A 23,723-nucleotide genomic window follows, 5' to 3' on the forward strand; every position below is an offset into this window, starting at 1 on the left:
CACCGCAAGACCATTGATCTGGATCAAAGTGTCGGACGATCAGTGCAATCTCAGCTTGCGTGATAGGCGAGGTTCGGAACCATCGAAGTCTGTCACATCAAATTATGGGGGCATCAACACACCTGCAACGTAGTGGAGAGACCGCCATGGCCGTCAATCTCATTTCAGCTGCACAACAGCTCTTGACCCCTGAAGTCATCGCGAAGATCGCCTCCTTTCTCGGCATGGACCAAAGCGCGGCGCAGAAGGCCGCGCTAGCGACCATCCCGGCGATACTCGCCGGCCTGTCCGATCTGGTCGGAACCCCGGCTGGCGCCAATCAACTGTCAAAACTGCTGTCCCAACAGCAAGGCAGCAATCCCATCGATCTGCTGCACAGCTCCGGCGCTCCGGGCCTTGCTCAGATGGGTTCGAGCATGTTGTCCGGACTGCTTGGAGGCCGAACCATGGATACCATGGGCCAAGCGATCGGCAACTTCGCGGGAATGGGCGATGCCGGCGGCAAGTCGTTGCTCGCCGTGGTGGGCCCGTTGGTCCTTGGCATGCTCGGCCGGCAGCAGCATGAGGCCGGAGTAGATGCAAACGGACTGGCATCACTTCTGCGCTCGCAGAAAGATCAATTCATGGCGGCGATCCCTAGGGGACTCGGTGATCAACTCAGCGCCTCGGGCCTGATCGACCAAACGCGCAGCGGAATGGCGACGGCTGCCGCCACAGGGAGCCGGATCGCCGGCGCTTCCGGCGCCACTGCCGCGAGCCAGGCCGCCATCGCCGCCGGCCGGACGCAATGGCCGTATTGGCTTGTCGCGCTGGTTATCCTTGGCGGTTTTCTCTTCTATGCGCTTCAACGTCCGACCGAGCAGACGGTCGCTCAGAGTACAACTGCCACGCGGCCCTCAACCGCAACTGTGGGCATGGCGCCCGCGGATTTGACCGTTGACGGGGTGAACCTCGCGAACCAGGTCAATTCGTCCCTTGGTACGCTGAAGGCCCAACTGCCAACCATCACCGATGAAGCCAGCGCGCAGGCGGCCATGCCGAAGATCAACGACGCCATCTCACAACTGGATGGCATCACGGCGCGGGCGGCCAAACTTTCTCCAGAGGCACGACGCACGCTTGCCAAGCTGATCGTCGCGGCGGCACCGGCCATCAACGAGATGTGCGACAAGGTCTCGGCGACGCCCGCCGGCACGATCGCAAAGCCTGTGATCGACAATCTTCGTGCCAAGCTCGACGAGCTGGCGAAAGTCTGAGACGCCACACGCCGCAAAACTCGCCACACCTCAAGCGACGGGAGGTGTTTCGCAGCCTCCCGTCCGGCAGGTGGAAAGGAGAAGACTCATGGCCGACAAGACCAATTTCACCAAGGATGAATGGGCGCTGCTCTTGAGAAGCCCGATGAATGCGGGCATGGCGATCACGGCTGCCGCACCGAGCGGATTGTTTGGCCTTCTGAAGGAATCGTTTGCTGGCGGCACCGCGCTCGCCCAAGCGGCCACCGATCCCAATGCCAACCCTTTGGTAAAGGCTGTAGTCGCCGACTTCCAGACGAGCGACGGCCGGGCCGCCGCTCATGACGGGTTGAAAGCAGAACTCGGCCAGAGCGCACCGGCCGAGATCAAGAGCAAGACGATCAACTCGTTGCGCGAAGTTGCCACGCTGCTGGCTGCAAAAGCGCCGGATGATGCCGCGGCCTTCAAGGGCTGGCTGCAGCAAATCAGTCAGAAGACGGCTGAGGCCGCTTCGGAAGGCGGAGGCTTGTTCGGTGGAGGCGTTCAGGTCAGCGACGCGGAGAAAGCAACCCTCGGCGAAATCTCCAGCGCGCTTGGCATCTGATCTCGGCGGACCGCACGGCCTACCCCTCCGCGCTCTGCGCGGTGGGGTAGCTGGATGACGGACCGATCGAGTTCCGGACCAGCAACTACGATCGCAACCCCGGCGCTTCCTGCCCGGTCCGCGCGACATATTCCGTGTAGCCGCCGCCGTACTGGTGGATGCCCTCCGGCGTCAGCTCCAGCACGCGGTTCGACAGCGTCGCCAGAAAATGCCGGTCGTGCGAGACGAACAGCATGGTGCCCTCGAAATCCGACAGCGCCGTGATCAGCATTTCCTTGGTGGCGAGGTCGAGATGGTTGGTCGGCTCGTCCAGCACCAGGAAGTTGGGCGGATCGAACAGCATCTTGGCCATCACGAGCCGCGCCTTCTCGCCGCCTGACAGCACGCGGCAACGCTTCTCGACGTCGTCGCCGGAGAAGCCGAAGCAGCCGGCGAGCGCGCGCAAGCTCCCCTGCCCCGCTGTCGGAAACTGGTCTTCCAGCGACTGGAACACGGTGCGCTCGCCGTCGAGCAGGTCCATCGCATGCTGGGCGAAATAGCCCATCTTGACGCTGCCGCCGAGCGCCACCGTGCCCTGGTCCGGCTCGCTGGCACCGGCGACGAGCTTGAGCAGCGTCGACTTGCCGGCACCGTTGACGCCCATCACGCACCAGCGCTCCCGGCGGCGGATCATGAAATCGAGTCCGTCATAGATGCGCCTGGCGCCATAGCCCTTGTGGACGTTCTTCAAGGCGACGACGTCCTCGCCCGAGCGCGGCGCCGGCGGGAAGTCGAAGGCGACGCTCTGGCGGCGGCGCGGCGGCTCGACCCGCTCGATCTTGTCGAGCTTCTTCACCCGGCTCTGCACCTGCGCGGCATGCGATGCGCGCGCCTTGAAGCGCTCGATGAACTTGATCTCCTTGGCAAGCATCGCCTGCTGGCGCTCGAACTGGGCCTGCTGCTGCTTCTCGTTCTGCGCGCGCTGCTGCTCGTAGAACTCGTAATCGCCGGTGTAGGTGGTGAGCGAGCCGGAGTCGATCTCGATCACCTTGGAGATCACGCGATTGATGAACTCCCGGTCATGCGAGGTCATCAGCAGCGTGCCTTCGTAATCGTGCAGGAACTTCTCCAGCCAGATCAGGCTTTCGAGGTCGAGATGGTTGCTCGGCTCGTCGAGCAGCATGACGTCGGGACGCATCAGGAGAATACGCGCCAGCGCCACGCGCATCTTCCAGCCGCCGGAGAGTTTTCCGACGTCGCCGTCCATCATCTCCTGACTGAAGCCGAGACCGGACAGCGCTTCGCGCGCACGGCCGTCCAGCGCATAGCCGTCGAGCTCCTCGAAGCGGTGCTGCACCTCGCCGTAGCGCGCGATGATCTCCTCCATCTGATCGGCCTTGTCAGGATCGGCCATGTCGGCCTCGAGCTCGCGCAGCTCGGCTGCGACCTCACTGACGGGACCCGCGCCATTCATGACCTCGGCCACGGCGCTATGGCCGCTCATCTCGCCGACGTCCTGGTTGAAATAGCCGATGGTGATGCCGCGATCGGTCGAGACCTGCCCTTCGTCGGGCAGTTCCTCGCCCGCAATCATGCGGAACAGGGTGGTCTTGCCGGCGCCGTTGGGGCCGACGAGGCCGATCTTCTCGCCCTTGTTGAGGGCGGCGGAGGCTTCGATGAACAGGATCTGGTGGCCGGCTTGCTTGCTGACGTTGTCGAGGCGGATCATGGGGTCTTTTGGAGGGATTTTTGCGTTGCAGCGTGATAGTCCATGCTGGGCCCCAGGGGAAGCCCGGCGGGGTACGGATTTTCGCGCTTGCCAGACACCAACCTCCGGCAAACGGTCCCGACGCGGCTAGGCGCCGCTCTCGCCGGGCTGACTGCCAGCCCGGCGTCCGCTTCAGCCCTGAAGCGTGCCGTCGTCCCTGTCGCCACCAGCAAACATCAGCGTCGAGCGCTGCAATCAAGATCGCTCGATCATCGCGCGATATGGCCGCCACGACGGCGGCGGGAATTCATCACGGGCATCGTTTCAGGGTTGCAGCAGCGAGAGGAGACGTTGCCGGTCCTGATCGCGGCATCGTTGCTCTGTCCGCATGCGTTCGAGTTCGGCTTCTGCTTTGGCCGTCTCCTCATTCTGCTGCTTCATCTCGACAATGAGCGCCTCTTGCTCTGCGAGCCGCCGTTCGCCTTCGACGACTTCGCGCTCCACCTGCTGCAGTTCATCGTATATCGCAGTCCTGTACATCATGATCCCCGAGCGGCTGCGCTGCGAATCCGCCGCAGAGTGGTTTCCGTCAGGCCATCAGCCGTGCCGCAACGTGCATGATTTTCAACTCAATCATCTTCGCGAACGTTCCGGCTGATGCCACTTTTTCCCGTTCATGGCGGAGCGCGGGGAGCAATCATCTCGCGGATAACCGCTCCAGCCGATCGCTCGCTCCCTGATGGGCTTCGGGCGGATAATACTTCCGGTCCTGCTCCTCACGCGGCAATCGGAAGCCCTTCACCAGCCCGAAGATCGCCGGGATCACGATCAGAGTGAGCAAGGTCGACGAGATCATCCCGCCGATCATGGGAACGGCGATGCGCTGCATGATCTCGGAGCCGGTGCCGGTGCTCCACATGATCGGCAGCAATCCCGCCATGATGGCGACGACCGTCATCATCTTCGGCCGGACCCGTTCGACCGCACCGACCATGATCGCCTCCCGCAGGTCGGCCCGGCTCACGCTCCGCGCCTCGGCGGCGCGGCGCTGTTCGATCTCCGCGAGCGCGTGATTGAGGTAGATCAGCATCACGACGCCGGTCTCGGCGGCGACGCCGGCGAGCGCGATGAATCCGACGGCAACCGCGACCGAGAGATTGAACCCCAGCCACCACATCAGCCAGAGCCCGCCCACCAGCGCGAATGGCAGCGACAACATGACGATCAGCGTCTCGGTGACCGACCTGAAATTCAGGTACAGCAGCAGGAAGATGATCAGCAGCGTCACCGGCACGACGATCTTCAGACGGGCGACGGCCCGCTCCAGATATTCGTACTGACCGCTCCAGACCAGATAGTAGCCCGGCGGAAATTGGATGCTGGCCTGGACGGCGTGCTGCGCGTCGGCAACGTAGCCGCCGAGGTCGCGATCGCGGATGTCGACGTAGACGTAGGTGGCGAGCTGGGCGTTCTCGGTCCGGATCGACGTCGGGCCGCGGGCGATCTGCACGGTGGCGACCTCCGCGAGCGGTACGGCACCGCCTGCCGGCATGGGAACGAGGATGTCGCCGGCGATCTTGTTCGGGTTGTCCCTGAGATCGCGCGGGTAGCGCATGTTGACGGTGAAGCGCTGCCGACCCTCGACGGTCGTGGTGACGGTCTGACCGCCGAGCGCGGCGGCGATGGTGTCCTGAACGTCCTGGACCATGATCCCGTAGCGCGCGAGCGCCGATCGGTCGGGCGTGATCTCCAGGTAATAGCCGCCGATGCCACGTTCCGCGTAGGCGGACGAGGTCCCGGGCACCGCCCGCAGCACCTGCTCGACCTGTTTGGCGAGCCTGTCGATCTCGACAAGGTCGGTGCCGATGACCTTGACGCCCACCGGCGTCCGGATGCCGGTCGACAGCATGTCGATGCGCGCCTTGATCGGCATCGTCCAGGCGTTCGACACGCCGGGAAACTGCAGCGCCCTGTCCATCTCGGCGATCAGTCCGTCGATGGTGATCCCTGCCCGCCACTGCTCCTTCGGTTTGAGATTGACCACGGTCTCGAACATCTCGGTCGGCGCCGGATCGGTCGACGTCGCGGCGCGGCCGGCCTTGCCATAGACCGACGCCACTTCCGGAAACGACTTGATGATCCGGTTCTGCGTCTGTATCAGCTCGGCCGCCTTGGTGACCGAGATGCCCGGCAGCGTCGTCGGCATGTAGAGCAACGTGCCCTCGTTGAGATTAGGCATGAATTCGGTGCCGAGCTGGCGCGCGGGCCAGATCGTCACCGCGAGCGCCGCAATGGCGAGCAGCACGACGAGTGTTTTCGCCCGCAGCACGCCCTTGATGACGGGGCGATAGATCCAAATCAGGACGCGGTTGATCGGGTTTCGGTGCTCCGGAACGATCCGCCCCCGCACGAAGATCACCATCAGCGCCGGCACCAGGGTCACCGAGAGCAGCGCGGCGGCCGCCATGGCGAAGGTCTTGGTGAAGGCAAGCGGGCTGAACAGCCGCCCTTCCTGCGATTCCAGCGTGAAGATCGGCATGAACGAAACAGTGATGATCAGCAGGCTGAAGAACAGTGCCGGCCCGACTTCCGAAGCCGCCTCGATCAGGATGGCGATGCGAGACTTGCCCGGCCCCGCGCGTTCGAGGTGCTTGTGGGCGTTCTCGATCATCACGATCGCCGCGTCCACCATGGCACCGATCGCGATGGCGATGCCGCCGAGGCTCATGATGTTGGAGCCGATCCCGAGCAGCTTCATCGCCCCGAACGCCATCAGCACGCCGACCGGCAGCATCAGGATGGCGACGAGCGCGCTGCGGACATGCAGCAGGAACACGACGCACACCAGCGCGACGACGAGACTTTCCTCGACCAACGTGTGCTTGAGCGTGTCGATGGCCGCGTAGATCAGGTTCGACCGGTCGTAGACCGGAACGATCTCGACCGACTTCGGCAGGCTGGTCGCGATCTCCTTGAACCGCTTCTTGACGTTCTCGATGACGTCGAGCGCATTCATGCCGAAGCGTTGGAGCACGATGCCGCTGGCGACCTCTCCCTCGCCGTTCAGCTCGGTGATGCCGCGCCGCTCGTCGGGGCCCAGCTCGACCCGCGAGACGTCCCGCAACAGCACTGGCGTGCCCTTGTCCGTCTTCAGGACGATGTTGCCGAGATCGTCGATGCTTTTGAGATAGCCGCGCCCCCTGATCACGTATTCGAACTCGGACAGCTCGACGGTCCGCCCGCCGACGTCGGCATTGCTGGCGCGGATCGCATCCCGCACCTTCTGCATGGTGATGCCAAGGTCGCGCATCCGCTGCGCATCGAGAACGACGTTGTACTGCTTCACGAAACCGCCGACGCTCGCCACCTCCGCGACGCCCTCCGCCTTGGCGAGCGCGAATTTGAGATTCCAGTCCTGAATGGTCCGCGTGTCGGCGAGATTGAGCTCCTTGGAGATCACCGCGTATTGGTAGACCCATCCCACGCCGGTCGCATCCGGACCGATGCCGGGGGTCACGCCTGCCGGCAGCCGCGACGCCGCGCCGTTCAGGAACTCGAGCACCCGCGAGCGCGCCCAGTAGATGTCGGTGCCGTCCTCGAAGATCACGTAGACGAACGAGACCCCGAAGAAGGAGAAGCCGCGGACGACCTTGGATTTCGGGACCGTCAGCATCGCGGTCGCGAGCGGATATGTGACCTGATCTTCGATCACCTGCGGCGCCTGCCCCGGATATTCGGTGTAGACGATCACCTGTGTGTCGGAGAGGTCCGGAATGGCATCGAGCGGCAGGTGGACCAGCGCGTAGAGTCCGGCCGCAGCCGCGAAGCCCGTGCCGAACAGCACCAGCAGCAGGTTGCGCGCCGACCAGGCGATGATGCGGGCGATCATGGGCGCGCTCCCATGCCGCCGGCCGCCGGCTCGGTCGATTGCGCCCCCTGAGCCTCGGCAAAACCCTTCAAAGCCGCTTTCAAGTTGCTTTCGGCATCGATCAGGAAGTTGGCGGAGGTCACGACCGCGTCGCCTTCCGCAAGGCCGTCCCTGATCTCGACGTAGCCGGCACCACGGCGGCCGAGCTTCACTTGCCGCGGCTCGTAGCGGCCGTCGCCCCTATCGATCAGGACCGCCTGCCGGCTGCCGGTGTCGAGCACGGAGCTGTCGGGAACGGCGAGCACGGCGGCGGAACCGCCCGTGTCGATTTCGGCATCGACATACATGTCCGGCAGTAGCGCCAGATCGGGATTGGCAAGTTCGACGCGGACGCGCGCGGTGCGCGTCTCGCGGTTCACCTGCGGATAGATCACGGCAATGACGCCCGTGAAGCTGCGGCCCGGAAAACCGCGGGCACGGATGGTGACGCTCTGGCCCAGCGCGATATTGCCGAGGTCGCGCTCGGCGACATCGACCAGCGCCCAGACCAGCGATATGTCAGCGATGCGGAACAAGACGTCGCCGGGATTGGCGCGCATGCCTTCGATGGCATTGCGCTCGAGCACGAAGCCGTCGCGCGGCGCCGACCACTGCACCGTAACGGGCGCGATGCGCGAGCTCTCCATCGCCGCGAGCACGCCTTCCGGAACGGCGAGGTTGACGAGCCGCTGGCGCGAACCGCGGCCGTAGACCTCGTTGCTGCCGATCGTCTTCGAGCTGATGGTCGCGAGATAGTCCGCCGCCGCGGATGCGATCGCGGAGCTGTAGATCTCCATCAGCGGCTGACCGGCCTTCACGCGCGTGCCGGTGGTGACGTCGGCGACCTTCTGCACGAAGCTTTCGGCGCGCATCGCGATCACCGAGACGCGGCGCTCGTCGAGCTGGATCGTGCCCGGCGCCTTCACGGTCACGCTAATGGCGCGGCGTTCGGCCGGCTCGGACCTGACACCGGTACGCTGGATCTTGCCCGGCGACAGTTTGATGCTGCCGTCGTCGCTGTCCTCACCCTCGTAGACTGGGATGTAGTCCATCCCCATGGAGTCTTTCTTCGACACAGGCGAGGTGTCTGGCAGCCCCATCGGGTTGCGGTAGTATTTGATCTTCCGGTCGGCCTTCGCGTCGGCAGCCCCGGTTTCCGCCGGCGCGTCCTCGGGATCGTCGAAGCTGACGTCCGCTCCCGCCGGCACAGCGCGCCAGGCGCGGCCGTCGGCCGTCGTCTTCGGCGTGAGCGAGTAGAATGGTTTCCCGTCCGGATCCTGGTAATAGATCGGCTCGCCGCGCTCGGCGGCTGCCGCGGCTGATACGACTGGCTGGGCGGCGAACGAGCCCCCTCGCGGCATTCCGCCGACGAGAAAGGCGGCGCCGGCCGCTGCGCAAATCGCAGCGGCCGCGCCCGTCGCGATGGCACGGTTCATTTCTGCGCCGTGACGACGAGTTTGCTTTCGACCGTGCCGGTCTCGCCCTGCACCTTGGCGCCAAGCGAGAGCTGCCAGCGACCCGCCATGCCAAAGGTGGCCTTGAAGCGGTACATCCCCGGCTCCGTGCCCGGCATGGCGGTCACCTTGGTGGCCATCTCCTGCATGCCGTCCGGCGCCATGTCGAGGCGGGAGGCGAAGATGACGGCGTCCGGCACCGCCTTCCCCGTCGTCTTGTTCACCAGCCTGACCGTGACGATCCTGTCGGCGCCGGCCTGGACGGACGGCTCAACGAGCTGGAATTCGTAGTCCTTGATGTTGGCAAAGGCGAGCTGCGGCGCTCCCATGATGGTGAGGCCGAGCAGCGCGGCGGCAAACGCACGCGCAGCAGTGGTAGTCTTCATGATGTCATGTCCTCGAAACGTCTGATGGACCGCCGAAGCGGCGAGCTTCGACGCGCGTCCTCAACGGCCGCGCGTCAAGACTCCGGCGCAGGGGCGCCGGTCAGACGTTGGTTCGAGGTGGGTGATCCGGAGGATGTTCGCCGAGCCCATCGATCAGCAGATCGTCGGGCAGAGCGAAAGTGCCTCGCGAGACCATGCGATCGACCTGTGCGCCGCCTTCGCGAGGCGGCATGGTGATCGTCAGCATGCAAAGGGCGACGAAGGGACAGGACCCGCAGTCCTTCGCCTTCTGGTCCTGCTGGTCGGCGCAGCACGGCATATCGTCCGCCATCGCCTGCATCTCGTCGGCGACGGCCGCCATCTGCGATGCGGCCATCGCCGGCACCGACAGGGGCGCCACAAGGAGCCCTGCCGCCACGGCGAATGCGATCAGCCAGTTGAAGACCTTCCTCGGATGCATAGCCCCTTTTCTCACAGCAACAGCAACCGTGCAAATCGTCCGGCCATCACGATTGCGCCAGATTCGAGGGGGGATGTCGGCAATTTATTTCCACGGCAGGCCGTGGGCGCGGGTTTCCGCAAGTGCACGGTCCCGGATGACCTGATCTGCACCCCGAACTCGCCCTCACCTCGCGCGGGTAGCGAGGTGCTGCTGGAGCGTGGCCACAACCGCCGACATTCTCTCCAACTCCCCGCATCCCGGATTGGGGCCCGACTGGAGCATCCCATCAGGCCGCACGACCAACTCGGAATGTGGTGACACGGCAGATCGCTCGAGCAGCTCGCGCAGCTTCGGATCCAGGCCATCGCCCCGCGCGGCCGCAATCGCATTGAAATCTCTCAGCGACATCGGTCCTCGACTCCTTTGCTGGATGTCATGAGGTTCATGGTGTCGCTCCTTATCTGTCCTCATGATCGACGCTACGCGCACGCGCTCCTGCTCAAACTCCGATGCTTGCTTTCAAATTGAGAAAAGCTCTGGCCGCGCGGCAGGTTCAGCTGGCGCGCGAGGCTTCCCTGTCGAGCAGGGCCTGCTTGCGCTCCACGCCCCAGGCATATCCGGAGGTCGACCCGTCGTTGCGGATCACGCGGTGGCACGGAATGGCAACCGCGATCTTGTTGGCTGCACAGGCGCCGGCAACGGCCCGCACAGCGTTGGACGCCCCGATCCGCCGTGCGAGCTCCGCATAACAGAGCGTGCCACCTGCAGGAATCTCCCGAAGCGCCTGCCAAACTCGCTGCTGGAACGCGGTGCCCCGGATGTCGAGCGGCAGATCGAGACCGATCTCCGGCGCTTCCACGAGGCCGACCACGCGCGCGACCATCGCCTCATAGTCCCGGTCGGCGCCGATCAGGCGCGCCTTGGGGAAGCGATCTTGGAGATCGCGGACCAGCTCCTCCGCGTCATGACCAAGAAGAATCGCAACGACGCCCTTCCTGCTCGACGCGACCAGGATAGGCCCGAGAGAACTCTGGCCGACCGCGAACCTGATCTCCTCGTTCGCCCCTCCGGCGCGATATTGCGACGGCGTCATGCCGAGTATCCCCGTCGACTTTTCGTAGAACCTCCCGCTCGAATTGAAGCCGGCGTCGTACATCGCCTCGGTGACGGAATTGCACGACACCAGACCGTCACGAAACTTCCGGGCGCGGAATTCAGCGGCGTAGGTCTTCGGGGTCAGTCCGGTGGCGGCCTTGAAGATTCGATGAAAATAACCAGAGCTCAAGCCGGCTGCCGCCGCGAGATCCTCCAGCGACGGCTCCTCCTCGCTCGTCTCGATGATGCGGCAAACCCTGGCGACCAGCGCGGCATTCCCGGCTTCGACCGAAGGCCCGTCCGGATTGCAACGCCTGCACGGCCGAAATCCGGTCGCCTTGGCATCCGCCAGGCTGTCGTGAAGCTGGACATTCTCAGGGTTCGCCGCGCGCGAGGGGCAGGACGGCCGGCAATAGACCGCCGTCGTCGAAACCGAATACCAGAAATGACCATCTGCGGCCTTGTCTCGCGCAAGGACGCGGGCCCATCGCGGATCATCCGCGACCAGTACGGGCGACTGCTTTCGGAACTGAACGGGCGCTGCGGTCATCGGCTTTAGTTTCCACGATACCGGAGACGTCGCCACCCGATTTCCGACGATGTGAAAGACATCATATGCGCCCGGCGCGTAAGAGCAGACGAGGCCCGCACAACGTGCGAGCCTCGTTCAACGACATCGGGTCTGCCGATGGTGCGGAAGCGCTCCGATCAGGCCGCCGCCTTGAGCAACCCGAGCTGGGTCAGTGCGGTGACGCCGTCATCGAGACCGATCTCCTCGACGATCTTGCCGTCGATGACCTTGAGCACCGTGGTACCCGTGAAGCGCATCTTGCGGCCGGTCGCAGCCGGAAGGCCGCCGACGAGGAAATCGTTGAAGGCCGGGCCGGTGTGGGTACCACCGCCCTCCCATTGACCGACGACATAGTCGCCCTCGGCGATCAGCTCCGCGGTGCCCCAGAAGTTGAGATCGGGGAACGCGGCGCGGAAGTCGGTCATGAACGCCTTGATGTCGGCGCGGCCACGCCTCGGCTCATGCAGCGAATATTTGAGCAGCATGTCGGGAGCCGCGATCTCGTCGATGACGCCGAGATTGACGGACTCGCCCCAGAACTCGGTGAACCAACGGCCAACGACGGCCTTGTTATCATCTAGCTTGCTCATCGAAAAACACCCTTCATTTGCAGGACTCATGATTTGCAGGACTCATGGATCGACTGGCGATCGCCGCAATGTCTAGGCCTCGCCTCCGTGCATCAAACTCCGGTTCTTGTCCTGAAATTGGAGAAATGCTCGATCAAGCCCGCAGCATCAGCTTGAGCGAGGCCACGAGGCGCAGGCTGCGCTTGCGGTTCCCCGAATGACGGCCAAAGCAGCCTTCTCCGCGTCGTAGGGAAAGATCCACTCCGCGGCCGACATCCAGCTGCGCATCCTCTGCGCCTGCTCCGCGGGATCGCCGCCGGCGGATCGGTAGAATCGGCCGGCAAGGCGTGAGGCTGCCTGCGCGCGGCTGGTCCGCTCCAGCCTCAGATCCTGGTAAGCCTTCAGTCGCGCCGGGATCTCGCCGCGTCCGGCGTGCTCCAGCAGGACGGCAAGTGCGAAGCCGTCCTCGATGGCTTGTCCCGCGCCTTGGCCGAAATGCGGCACCATCGGATGGGCGGCGTCACCGAGCAGCGTGACATGCCCGCGCGACCAATACGGCAATTGCGGCCGATCGTAGATGCCCCAGCGAAAGGTGTGATCGAGCGCCGTGATCAGGTCCTGGACCGGCGCATCCCAGCCCTCGTACTCACCCGCGAGCGCCCTGACATCGCCCGGCGCAAACCAGGTCTCCTCCATGTCACGCATGCTCGGGACGAACGCGACGATGTTGATCAATCGCCCTTGCGACACTGGAAAGCAGATGAAGCTGCGACCATCCCCCATCCACATGTTGAGGCCTCGCAGCTCCAGGCCCGACGCGAGTTTTTCCGCTGGCACCAGGCCGCGATACGCCACGACGCCTTCGCTGGTCGGGCGCGCCACGAGGCCGACCTGCCGCTGGACCACCGAATGAATGCCGTCAGCACCGATGACCACGTCCGCATCGCAGACCACGCCATTGGCAAACGTCAATCGCGCTCCGCGCTCGGTGTCAGCGACGGCCATGCAACGATGTCCGAACCGGACCGGTCCTTTGACCGCACCGAGCAGCATTTCGAGCAGCTCGACGCGGTGAATCTGATAGCTCAGCGCCATGGGCGCACCCGGCCTCGACACGGGCTGTCCCTGCGACGTTCGCAGCGTCAGCCCCTGGCTCCTCGTGGTGATCTGCTCGATCGCCTCGCAAAGCGAGGTACGCTTGAGCAAGGCCAGCGCGTTCGGAGGGATGGAGAGCCCTGCCCCGGCCTCACGCGGCGACTCCGCTCCCTCGAAGACGGTGACGTTCAGGCCCCGCGCGCTCAGCGTGAGCGCCGCACACAATCCGCCGATCCCCGCGCCGACAATCGCGACATTCAGCCGGCCGGTCATGGCCGGATCCCGTCGAACAGTGTCATTTCAGGATTCGATCTGTGGTCAGTTGCCGACGAAATCATCCAGCAGCACCCATCGGGTGCCGTTGAAACGCGCCATCCTGGCCTTTGTCCAGCCGATCCGGCTCGACGGCGTGACGTTGATGGTCAGGCCGGGCAGAAATGTCGGTAGTTGGAGCCCTTGGATGCTGGTGGCCTGCCTGATGAGATTTTCCCGCGACAGGTCGTCGCCGCACCTTTTCAGGATCTCGACGATCATTTGAGCGGTCGCATACGGGAAGATCGATTCCTCGATGTCGTCGTTCGGTGCCCACTGCTTCATGAAGGCCCGAAACTCCCGCATGCCGGCATCGTCATCCCACATGGGATCCTCTGACGTCTTCAGCCAGAACGCGCTGACCGCCCCCGTCGATGCTGTAAGTCCGGCCGGACGCAGGACGGCCGAAATGCTGCTGACGCCAGACAGCAGCACATGCTGGACCTTCCAGTTGAGCTCATGCGCCTTGCGGATCGCTTGCGCGGCGAAGCGTGCATTGGAGGCATGGAACAAGGTATCGGCGCCGGACGCCTTGAGGACCACCACTTGTGAATCGACCGTGGGCTCCATGATGTCGTAGGCCGCCTCTGCCACCACCATGGTCGAGGCTCTCGATCCCAGGGCAGCCTTGAAGCCAGCCAAATTGCCTTTCCCGAGATCGTCGTTCTGATAGATCACGGCGACCTTCGCGTCAGGCTTGGTCTTCAGCAAATAGTCGGCATAGATCCTGGTCTCGACCGGCTGTGGCATCATGAACGTGGTCGTCCACGGCAGGTTCTCGGGATCGTCGAGCTTCGGAGTGCTGGCGAGCACCAATATCTGCGGAACCTGCTTGCTGTTGAGATATTTCGTCACGGCGAGATTGGTCGGCGTGCCGATCGATCCAACGATCGCGAGCACATTGTCGTCCTCGACGAGCTTTCGCGTCTGCTGCACCGTCTTGGTCGGCGAAAAGGCGTCGTCGAGCGAAACGAGCGTTACGTTGCGGCCGTTGATCCCGCCAGCCGCGTTGATCATGTTGAGATAGGCGGCTTCGATCCGGCCGAATCGGCTCAGCGACGAGAGCGGGCCGCTGTAGGGAGCGGTCTGCCCGATCCTGATCTCGGTGTCGCTGACGCCGGGGCCGTATTTCTTGTCGGCCGCCGTGACGGGGGAAAGGCCGACGATCGAGAAGCTTAACGCAGCAAGGATCAGAGGCCGGATCATGGGTACCTCGTACTGACGGCCGTGAGGGCGGCGTTTTGCCACCCCGAGCTGCAACATAATGCTGTACAATCGTCCGAGCGTCCCGAAACTCCGCCGAAATTTTCCGAAAGCAAGTTCCACGAGGCGTTCTTGTTGAGATCGTCGCAGCCCCCGATCCTCGTCGGCGACCGGATGGTGGATCTGGCCCGTGAAACCTTGCGCGACGGACGCGGCGACATCGTCCCCTTGCGGCCACGCGCCTGGGCGGTGCTGCGGCTGCTTGCGACACGGCCTGGGCAACTGATCAGCAAGGACGAAATCATGGACGAGGTCTGGTCGGACTGCGAGGTCACGGAGGATTCTCTCGTCCAGGCGATCGGCGACGTCCGGCGCGCTTTGGGAGACGCCGGCCGCTCGGCTCTGAAGACGATGCCTCGCCGCGGCTACATGCTGGTCGTCGATGAAAAGCCAATCGATGCCACCGTCGTTTCCGGCGACACACCGCGGCCATCCGATACCGCAGAGCCGCCGGCGGCTTCGATGCCGCATTTGTCGATCGTCGTTCTGCCTTTCGCCAACATCGGCGGCGATCCCGCGCAGGACTATTTCGTCGATGGTGTGACCGAAAGCCTGACGACGGACTTGTCGCGCATCGCCGGCTCGTTCGTGATCGGCCGCAACACCGCGTTCACCTTCAAGGGAAAGGCCGTCGACGCCAGGCAAATCGGCCGCGATCTCAACGTGCGCTACGTGCTGGAAGGCTCGGTGCAACGCGGCGGCAACCGCTTTCGGCTGAATGCGCAGCTGACCGACACCGAGACCGGAAGCCATGTCTGGGCCGACCGCTTCGACAAGCCCGCGGCCGAACTGCTGGACATGCAGGACGAGATCGTCTCGCGCCTCGCCAACACCTTGAATGCCGAGCTCATTGCCGCCGAAGCGCGACGCGCGGAACGATCGCCCCGTCCGGACGCGATGGATCTGTATTTCCAGGGCCGAGCGCTCCAGAACAGAGGCGTCACTCGCACGCTCCTGACGCAGGCGAGGGATTTCTTCGCGCGATCCCTGGCGCTCGATTCCGGCAACATCGAAGCAGCGGTCGCTGCGGCCCAGGTCGAGGTGTCCGTGGGATCGGCGTTCATGGCCGACGACGTCAACACTCATTTTCAAGCTGCGGAGACGGCCTTGAACGGCGTGTTGCTCCATGCCCCCGATCACCCCAGAGCCCACATGCTGCTCGGCGCCGTGCAGATTCAGACGAACCGTATCGAGAACGGCATCGCCCAATGCCGCAGATCTCTGGCGCTCGACCGGAATCTGGCCGATGCCCACGGGTTCATCGGCCTCGGCAAATATCAGTCCGCCCGTTGCGAGGAAGTCGAGGGTCACATTCAGGAGGCGCTTCGGCTGTCCCCGCGCGATACGCGTGCCTTTCTGTGGTACATGTTTGTCGGGCTGGCCAAGCTGGGTATCAAGCAAGACCATGAAGCCATCGGCTGGTTTCGCCGCAGCCTCGAACTCAACCGCAATCACGCGCTCTCGCACTTCCACTTTGCGACCGCCCTGGCGCTGGTGGGCGAATTGAACGAGGCGCGATCGATCGCCGAAGCGGGACTTGCCCTCGATCCCGGCTTCACGATCCGCCGCTACCGCATCAACGCCAAGGGTGACAATCCGGTCTATCTCGCCCGGCGCCAACGCTACTTCGAAGGCTTGCGCCTCGCCGGCGTGCCGGAGGGATGACCCGAAGCGCGCGACAGGATCGGCGCCGACGTGGACGGCTCAACGGTTGCCTTGGGGTCACGTGTTAGCTTAACCGCGCCGATCCCAATGCGGTCCACCAATGCGGCCATAACGGACATGCCACTGCGGACCGTCAAGCGTCGGCTTTTGACCCTGGCTGTGTGAAAAGTCACGAGTCGGCTAGGATTCTTCCGTTTCCTGATGGGGGATACGGATGGGACGCTTCGTTGAAGGCGCGGACAGATCCCAGCTGACGCTCTTGCCGGAATGTCTGGAGGATTGGGTAGGCGAGGACAACGCGGTCCACGTGATCGATGTGTTCGTCGAGGCGCTCGACCTGCATGGAATGGGGTTTGAGCGTGTGATCGCCAAGGAGACGGGCCGGCCCTCCTATCATCCGGCAGTCCTTCTGAAGCTTTACATCTACGGTTATCTCAATCGGCTGCAATCCAGTCGCCGCCTGGAACGTGAGACGTGCCGCAATGTCGAGGTAATGTGGCTGATTGGGCGCCTGGCTCCCGATCACAAGACGATCGCCGATTTCCGGAAGGATAACGGCGCGGCGATCCGGAAGGTTTGCGCGAAGTTCGTTGCACTATGCCGGCAAATGGGCCTGTTGCAGACCGCAAGCGTCGCAATCGACGGCAGCAAGTTCAAGGCGGTGAACAACCGCGACCGCAACTTCACGCATGCCAAGATGGCAAGGCGGATGGCGCAGATCGAGGAAAGCGTCGGTCGATATCTGCGTCAACTCGATAGCGCCGATCGGCAGGAGCCATCGGAAGCGATCAGCATCAAGACGACGAGGATCAAGGAAAAGATCGCTCGGCTGAAGCAGGAGATGAGCCGCCTGGAAGTGCTTGATGCGCAGATGCGCAACACGCCGGATCAACAGATATCGCTGACCGATCCGGATGCCCGTTCGATGGCCACCAGCGGACGCGGATCGGGTGTCGTCGGCTACAACGTCCAGGTCGCGGTGGACACCGAACACCATCTGATTGTGACGCACGAGGTCATAAACGTCGGCAACGACCGTGGGCAGCTTGCTCGGATGTCGAAGCAGGCCAAAGAAGTGCTCGCAGTGGACAAACTCGATGCGGTCGCCGATCGTGGCTACTTCGACGGAGAGGAGATATTGGCCTGCGAAGAGGCTGGCGTTGCAGTCACCTTGCCCAAGCCCATGACGTCGAACGCCAAGGCGGAGGGCCGGTTCGGCAAACAGGACTTCGCCTACCTGCCTGATGAGGATGTCTACCGCTGCCCATCGGGCCAGCTGCTGCCCTATCACTTCACCAACATCGAGCATGGAATGACGCTGCGCCGTTACTGGTCGACGGCGGCATGCCAAGGCTGCGCGATCAAGAGCCAATGTACGCCGTCCAAGGAGCGCCGGATCACGCGCTGGGAGCATGAGCATGTGGTCGAGGAGGTCCAGCGACGGCTCGATTCCAATCCTGACGCCATGCGGACGCGACGTGAGACAGTCGAGCATCCCTTCGGCACGATCAAAGCCCGTATGGGTGCGACCCACTTCCTGATGAAGCGCCTACGGAATGTCGCCGCTGAGATGGCGCTGCATGTTCTCGCCTATAACCTCACACGGGTGATGAACATCGTCGGCAAACCGCGCCTGATTGCAGCCATCCGCGCCGCCTGAAGGCCGGAAAGCGCGTCCAAAACCGCAATACCCCGTCGCGATACCCACTTTGGCCGGTCATTGGACGATCCGATGCGTCAGCACCGGCCGCCTGCAATGATTGGCGACCACGCCGCGTCCGACCTATCCGTTTGCACACAACCAAGACCCGAAGCGGCCCTTGGCACTCCTTTATATGACGAGTCGCGCAAGGTGAGCGCGAGACCAAAGCGATTACTGTCGGCCTTGTTTCGAAGGGCCAGTCTGGCTGCCAGAACCAGTCGTCTGCTCACTCCCCGGTTGGCCCGGGGGATGCGCAGAGGCGCCCGGCTTGTCTTGGTCGGCAACGTATCCGGACGCGCCTGAATTGCGTGTCTTGGCCCCTTTATCTGCCTCGCGCTGCATCTCCTCATTGGGCTCGCTCGTCTTGAGCCCTTTATCTACGTCAGTGCGCATCTCGTCTTTGGTCTGCTCGCTAGGCGCGGCCTTTTGCTGTTGCGCCGTTGCTTGGAAGGCAACCGCGCTTGCGGCAACTACAATCATCGCGAGAGTTACGGTTCGCATGCTTCTTCTCCAGTGCGGTGCCCCATCCCGCTAAACGCGCCACTTTTCCCAACGTTCGTGGTCCCGATCGCTATTTTCGAAGGAGCTGGCGATCAGACAGGAATGGGCTCCTGACATGCCTGACCTAACGATTAAACGTCAGCTTTTGGGCCCAAGACCGACGGATGCACGACTTCAACGTCGCCTCGTGACAGCACAGCTGACACGACGAGACTACCTCCTCTACTGGTCCGCCCGGGCTCGAAGGCGGCCTCCGCGACCGGCCGAAGCTCTCGTCAATCGTTCCTTCCCGCAGATACCTGTCGAGCGGCTGACGACACCACCATCTCCCTCCGACACTGCGGGCAGCGCGCGCTCACCCCCACAATCTCGCAAGTGGCATCACTTGAGGCGATGTTCCGGCGGCATTTGGGGCAAGAATATCCATTGGGCTGCAGCCCGAAGTCGTACTCCGGTCCGACATAGGCGCAGATCATGTGATGCATCACTGGAAAAGTCTGCAAACCTTCGGCACCACACGCCGGACACACCGTTTGGCTGCTTTCGATCTGCATGCTTTGCCGCTTTGGTTGCTGGGCGGGGTTTTCCGTTCAGTAAAGTCCAAAGACACGGACCAGCGCGCTGGCCACCCAAGCAGCGAGCCTGCTGTAATGCATGTGTACATAGACGGTGGAGTTGAGCGGCGGCGCCGAAGTGCCTGGATCAAACCGGATGCGCGCAATCTGCGTCGCAGGCCGGTCTCTTAGTTGCATTTGCGTTCCGGCGTACACGGCCGAGACCGGGAGTATCTGCGCGATCTTCCCGGGGATGCGCCGGTTCCCGAACACGACAAAGACATCTTTGCCGACCTTCGGCTCGATCAGGCGCTCGTTCGGGATGTACCAGTCAACGAAGGTGTCGGCCGGATCGAGGATTTCGGCGATCGAAACGCCTGCCGTCAAGGACTGACCGACTTGCGCGATTCCGGTCGAAACGACGCCGGCGGTGGGGGCGAAGACTTTCCCTTGGCCGAAGTGGCGCTGTACCTCGTCCAGGCGGCCGCGCAGCTGCTGAATGAAATCATCCAGCGAAGCGAGTTGCACGGCCGATTCCGCCACTTCGGCCTCATGGGAGACCACGGCTTTGCCGGCAGAAGCGCGTTCTCGCAGAACTTCCATACGGAACGTTACCGTTGCGGAGGTCATGGCGTTCACTTGCTTCGCTGCCTCTTCGGTCACTTGCAAATATGCGCGCGCTGCGGTGAGCGATTCTTGCGCAATGCGAGCCTTGATCCGCAACTCCGCCGTGCGGCCGTTGATGTCCGCCAGCGCGCGCATATAGGTTGCGACAATGCTGTCTTGTTCCGGCGAAACCACCTCCGCAATCTCCTCGCCTGCCTTCACGACCGCGCCAGGCTCCATGTCGATTTTGGTGACCTGCACGGTATAAGGCAGTGACACGAGTTGGCGCGGCGAGGTGACGGTGCCGGGCCCACCGAGATAGACAACGGGCGCGCCAAAATAGATGACGAAGAATGCGAGGACGCCGAACACGATCGCAGCATAGACGAACCGTACCACTCGTCCCGCCGCGCGCCGGCGGCTTTCGACAGGATCGGGTACGCTGGGATCGAGGCGGTTGATTTTGATGTCCATTGCGCGGTGCCCTCAAACCGGGGTTTCCAGCAGGGCTCGACGAACACGCGGTGGCACGAAGTCGTCGTGGCGCGACGTGGCGAAGATGATCTCCGACGAGTAGGAGAAGAACCGGGCGCATTTCAGATACACACCCTGATAGAAGGGGAAGATTAGCGACGCACCAAGAGCAAAGAAGCCAATAGTTCGATTGAACATGACGAACGCAAGCGCCATGTTGAAAAAAGAGATCCAGAGCAGCAACACGTAGATCGCACCGAGAAATGAGGCCGCGCTCGAGCCGAACAGCAGAACGACGTAAGCCAGGTAGAACGGCAATGCTAGCGTCGGGACGAGGTCAAAGACGATGAAGTCCAGCCTCTGTAGCGTGTCCGGCAAGCGTTCGAACGGATGAAAGAAGCTCAATTCACCGTACATCATGAATCGGATTCTCAACGCATCGCGATCCCAGCGCGCGCGCTGGCGCAACAAGCCTATGCCGCTTGCCGGGCCGTCCGTTTCCGCCCAGGCGTCGGGAACGAAGCGAATGAGATAACCGAGGCGGCGCAGCCGCAAACTGTACTCCAAGTCCTCGCCGGGCCCGACATCGAGTCCGCCGTGCCGCAGGAACGCATCGCGACGATACATTGAGCAGGCGCCAGACAGGCACGCGATCGCGCCGGCGACGTCCAATATGGAACGGCCGGCGCTGATCGACATCAGGTACTCGACGCTTTGCAGTCCGGTCCAGAGCGAGTCGCGTTCGTTGCTGAGCGCGATATTGCCGCTCGCGCCTGCAACGCGTGGATCACGGAACACGGCCGCAAGCCGCGCTACCGCGGTAGGCTCGAAAACCGTATCCGCATCGACGGTCAGAATGAGATCGCCGCTGGCAAATCGGGCGCCGGCATTGATCGCCGGGCTGCGGCCGCAACGCGTGCCATGACAGATGAGCATATCCACCAGGCCGAGCGCGCGTGCCCGCTCCGCTACGGCACGAGTCTGATCGGTCGAGCCATCGTCCACGACGATAATTTCGACCGGCCGCAATGTCTGCCGGTGAAGTGATGCAATTGTTGGTTCGAGACCGGCCCCGCCGTTGAAGGTCGGAATGATGACGCTGACCGTGGCGCCCTCGGCAGGCAGCTCGGCGCTCGATCGACGCATGCCGAAGAATGCCAGCGACAACAGCGACAGCGTGAAACGGGGAATGTCGAATATCAGCACCGCCAGGAAGAGCTGCAACGGGTCGGTCCGGGCGACGAGTTGCAACATCTCGAACATGGAGCCTCCCATAAGCGGCTGACCAGACGCTTGGGCGAGAGGTAGCCCGATGGACTCACCGATGTTTGAGCTGGATCAATGCCCCGTCATGTCCGGCGCATGGATGTCATCGGCGGACTGGCTCCTTGAAGCCGACCTTGTTGTTGATTCAATTCTTATCGTTTGGCTGAACCTGTGACCGACCTGGTGGGTGTCGCCGACGACCCTCTTGACCCTTCGCAATATCCGGCCGGTTCAAACCAGTTCCGCCAAGGTCGAACCACCTATCCAATGCACAAGGTGCATTCACGAACCGCTCAGGGTCCTTACGCCCCCTCGCATCAGCGAGACAGAGGCCGCAAGGCGCAGGCTGCGCTTGTCGGCGAGCGCGCGATCAATCACGCTGAAGAGGCCGGCCCGACTTCAAGAAGGCCGTGCGCAGTATTGATCTTGATCAATGGCCTGCCAGGCGATCGCTGAACTCGATGACTTTCCAACCCATGAAGTCCTGTTGCGGCGCAGCAGGTTTGCAGCGAACGTCACAGCGGATGCAACGTGGCCTGCCGGGAGGGAGCATTGATGAAGCACTGGCTGCCCGGACTCGAGACACTTCGCCGGTATCAGGCAGCCTGGCTTCCACACGACGTCTTCGCAGGTCTCGTCCTTGCAACAATGCTGGTCCCGGTCGGCATTGCCTATGCAACCGCATCGGGCCTGCCCGGCATCTATGGCCTTTACGCAACCATCGTGCCGCTGCTGGCCTACGCGTTGTTCGGCCCAAGCCGCATTCTTGTCCTCGGACCGGACTCGGCACTGGCAGCAATCCTCCTGGGCGTCATTGCTCCGCTGGCTCAGGGCGATCCTATGCGCGCCGTGACGCTCGCCGGCATGATGGCGATCGTCTCGGGCACGGTTTGCATCCTGGCAGGCATCGCGCGTCTCGGCTTCGTCACCGAGCTTCTCTCCAAGCCGATCCGCTACGGGTACATGAACGGAATTGCGTTGACGGTATTGATCAGCCAACTGCCGAAGCTACTCGGCTTTTCCATCGACAGCGAAGGACCGCTGCGGAGCCTGTGGGCGATCGCCAGCGCGATCCTTGCCGGAGAGATAAACTGGGTCGCGTTCGCAATCGGGTTCGCCACGTTGATCGTGATCCTGCTTCTCAAGAACAGCAAGCTGCCGGGCATCCTGATTGCGGTCGTCGGGGCCACGATCATCGTTGGGACGCTGGATCTCGGAACGCTGCATGCCGTCAAGGTGCTGGGCCCTCTTCCTCAGGGGCTGCCGGCCTTCGTCATCCCGTGGATCACCACAAGCGACATCGTTTCAGTGGTGCTCGGCGGCTGCGCAATAGCGATGGTCTCGTTTGCCGATACCAGCGTGCTTTCACGTGCTTACGCCGCGCGATTGGGAGACCGGGTCGATTCCAACCAGGAAATGGTCGGGCTTGGTGCCGCCAATCTGGCGGCCGGATTTTTCCAGGGGTTTCCGATCAGCAGCAGCAGTTCGCGGACCCCTGTCGCCGAAGCCGCCGGCGCCCGTACGCAACTCACCAGCGTCGTAGGCGCACTTGCCATCGCCTTGCTGCTTTTGCTCGCGCCAAATCTCCTCCAGCATTTGCCGACCGCCGCATTGGCCGCCGTCGTCATTGCGGCGGCGCTTAGCCTTTTTGAGATTGCCGACCTCAGGCGGATCTATCGCATCCAACGCTGGGAATTCTGGCTGGCGGTCGTCTGCTTTGTCGGTGTCGCCGTGTTCGGAGTGATCCAGGGAATTGGTCTTGCGATCGTCCTCGCGATTATCGAATTCCTGTGGGATGGTTGGCGCCCTCATTCCGCAATATTGGGGCGCGCCCAGGGCGTGAAGGGTTATCACGACATCACGCGATATCCGGATGCACGGCGGATCCCGGGGCTCGTGCTGTTCCGCTGGGATGCGCCGTTGTTTTTCGCCAACGCCGAGTTCTTCAGGGAACGCATCCTGCATGCCGTGGCGACCTCACCGACGCCGGTGCGCTGGCTGGTCGTCGCCGCAGAGCCGGTGACCAGCGTCGATGTAACCGCCTGCGACGTGGTGGCCGAGTTGGACCAGACGTTAAACGCGGATGGTATCGAGCTCTGCTTCGCCGAGCTGAAGGATCCCGTGAAGGACAAACTGAAGAGATTTGGCTTGTTCGCACAATTGGGAGAGCATTACTTCTTCCCAACCATCGGCGTCGCCGTCTCCCGCTATCTCGAGATCAACAACGTGGAGTGGGAGGACTGGGAAGACCATGCTGTGCAAGCCTCGGAGCCAGTGGCGAGCCGAAATGCCAAATCCGGCTCTTAGCCGAGATTTGAGCCCTTTCGTGCGGCGA

General features: G+C 63.1%; 19 protein-coding genes. 6 read left to right on the forward strand and 13 right to left on the reverse strand.

The features are described 5' to 3' along the window. Nucleotides 1-146 precede the first annotated feature (146 nt). Nucleotides 147-1,256 (forward strand): DUF937 domain-containing protein, encoded by a 1,110-nt coding sequence (locus tag QA642_RS26920; protein WP_283079551.1) that lies wholly within the window; start codon nt 147-149, stop codon nt 1,254-1,256. 88 nt (nt 1,257-1,344) lie between these two features. Further along, the gene (locus QA642_RS26925) at nt 1,345-1,839 is read left to right on the forward strand and encodes a hypothetical protein (RefSeq protein WP_283079552.1); all 495 of its coding nucleotides are present in this window, start codon (nt 1,345-1,347) and stop codon (nt 1,837-1,839) included. A gap of 85 nt (nt 1,840-1,924) precedes the next feature. On the opposite strand, the gene QA642_RS26930 is transcribed toward QA642_RS26925, so the two are convergent. The 10 genes from QA642_RS26930 to QA642_RS26975 form a co-directional block, all read right to left on the reverse strand. Continuing rightward, a complete protein-coding gene (locus tag QA642_RS26930; RefSeq protein ID WP_283079553.1) occupies nt 1,925-3,547 on the reverse strand; it encodes an ABC-F family ATP-binding cassette domain-containing protein in 1,623 nt (540 codons plus the stop codon). 303 nt (nt 3,548-3,850) lie between these two features. Continuing rightward, nucleotides 3,851-4,069, reverse strand: coding sequence for a hypothetical protein (locus tag QA642_RS26935; RefSeq protein ID WP_283079554.1), 219 nt, complete (start codon nt 4,067-4,069; stop codon nt 3,851-3,853). A 154-nt stretch (nt 4,070-4,223) separates the two neighbouring features. Then, nucleotides 4,224-7,415: a CusA/CzcA family heavy metal efflux RND transporter gene (locus QA642_RS26940; protein ID WP_283079555.1), complete on the reverse strand. Its 3,192-nt coding sequence runs from the start codon at nt 7,413-7,415 to the stop codon at nt 4,224-4,226. Beyond that, nucleotides 7,412-8,869, reverse strand: a complete 1,458-nt coding sequence (locus tag QA642_RS26945) for an efflux RND transporter periplasmic adaptor subunit (RefSeq protein WP_283079556.1) — start codon at nt 8,867-8,869, stop codon at nt 7,412-7,414. The genes QA642_RS26940 and QA642_RS26945 overlap by 4 nt, the downstream gene beginning before the upstream one ends. Beyond that, nucleotides 8,866-9,273 carry a FixH family protein gene (locus QA642_RS26950; RefSeq protein WP_283079557.1) on the reverse strand — a complete coding sequence of 136 codons (408 nt, stop codon included), beginning with the start codon at nt 9,271-9,273 and terminating at the stop codon, nt 8,866-8,868. Before QA642_RS26950 ends, QA642_RS26945 begins: the two co-directional genes overlap by 4 nt. A gap of 100 nt (nt 9,274-9,373) precedes the next feature. Further along, a complete protein-coding gene (locus QA642_RS26955) occupies nt 9,374-9,733 on the reverse strand; it encodes a hypothetical protein (RefSeq protein ID WP_283079558.1) in 360 nt (119 codons plus the stop codon). 535 nt (nt 9,734-10,268) lie between these two features. Then, nucleotides 10,269-11,360 (reverse strand): bifunctional DNA-binding transcriptional regulator/O6-methylguanine-DNA methyltransferase Ada, encoded by a 1,092-nt coding sequence (gene ada, locus QA642_RS26960; RefSeq protein ID WP_283079559.1) that lies wholly within the window; start codon nt 11,358-11,360, stop codon nt 10,269-10,271. Between the two features lie 158 nt (nt 11,361-11,518). Further along, on the reverse strand, nt 11,519-11,971 hold the full coding sequence (locus tag QA642_RS26965) for an ester cyclase (RefSeq protein ID WP_283079560.1): 453 nt from the start codon (nt 11,969-11,971) through the stop codon (nt 11,519-11,521). A 147-nt stretch (nt 11,972-12,118) separates the two neighbouring features. Further along, nucleotides 12,119-13,318 (reverse strand): FAD-dependent monooxygenase, encoded by a 1,200-nt coding sequence (locus QA642_RS26970; RefSeq protein WP_283079561.1) that lies wholly within the window; start codon nt 13,316-13,318, stop codon nt 12,119-12,121. 45 nt (nt 13,319-13,363) lie between these two features. Continuing rightward, nucleotides 13,364-14,563: an ABC transporter substrate-binding protein gene (locus QA642_RS26975; RefSeq protein ID WP_283079562.1), complete on the reverse strand. Its 1,200-nt coding sequence runs from the start codon at nt 14,561-14,563 to the stop codon at nt 13,364-13,366. A 129-nt stretch (nt 14,564-14,692) separates the two neighbouring features. On the opposite strand from QA642_RS26975, the gene QA642_RS26980 reads away from it, so the two are divergent. Continuing rightward, nucleotides 14,693-16,285 carry a winged helix-turn-helix domain-containing protein gene (locus QA642_RS26980; RefSeq protein ID WP_283079563.1) on the forward strand — a complete coding sequence of 531 codons (1,593 nt, stop codon included), beginning with the start codon at nt 14,693-14,695 and terminating at the stop codon, nt 16,283-16,285. A 214-nt stretch (nt 16,286-16,499) separates the two neighbouring features. Beyond that, nucleotides 16,500-17,945 (forward strand): IS1182 family transposase, encoded by a 1,446-nt coding sequence (locus QA642_RS26985; protein WP_283079231.1) that lies wholly within the window; start codon nt 16,500-16,502, stop codon nt 17,943-17,945. 213 nt (nt 17,946-18,158) lie between these two features. Here the strand turns inward: QA642_RS26985 and QA642_RS26990 are convergent, their stop codons facing one another. The 3 genes from QA642_RS26990 to QA642_RS27000 all read right to left on the reverse strand — a co-directional run bounded on the left by QA642_RS26990 (nt 18,159) and on the right by QA642_RS27000 (nt 21,385). Then, nucleotides 18,159-18,488 (reverse strand): hypothetical protein, encoded by a 330-nt coding sequence (locus QA642_RS26990; protein ID WP_283079564.1) that lies wholly within the window; start codon nt 18,486-18,488, stop codon nt 18,159-18,161. 590 nt (nt 18,489-19,078) lie between these two features. After that, nucleotides 19,079-20,122, reverse strand: a complete 1,044-nt coding sequence (locus QA642_RS26995; protein WP_283079565.1) for an HlyD family efflux transporter periplasmic adaptor subunit — start codon at nt 20,120-20,122, stop codon at nt 19,079-19,081. Between the two features lie 12 nt (nt 20,123-20,134). Next, nucleotides 20,135-21,385 carry a glycosyltransferase gene (locus QA642_RS27000; RefSeq protein ID WP_283079566.1) on the reverse strand — a complete coding sequence of 417 codons (1,251 nt, stop codon included), beginning with the start codon at nt 21,383-21,385 and terminating at the stop codon, nt 20,135-20,137. Between the two features lie 49 nt (nt 21,386-21,434). Between QA642_RS27000 and QA642_RS27005 the strand changes: the two genes are divergently transcribed. Beyond that, entirely contained in the window at nt 21,435-21,563 is a 129-nt protein-coding gene (locus tag QA642_RS27005; protein ID WP_283079567.1) for a hypothetical protein, read from the forward strand. A gap of 380 nt (nt 21,564-21,943) precedes the next feature. Further along, on the forward strand, nt 21,944-23,695 hold the full coding sequence (sulP, locus tag QA642_RS27010) for a sulfate permease (protein WP_283079568.1): 1,752 nt from the start codon (nt 21,944-21,946) through the stop codon (nt 23,693-23,695). The last annotated feature ends 28 nt before the right edge of the window (nt 23,696-23,723 follow it).

The sequence above is a fragment of the Bradyrhizobium sp. CB2312 genome (assembly GCF_029714425.1).
Lineage (GTDB): Bacteria > Pseudomonadota > Alphaproteobacteria > Rhizobiales > Xanthobacteraceae > Bradyrhizobium.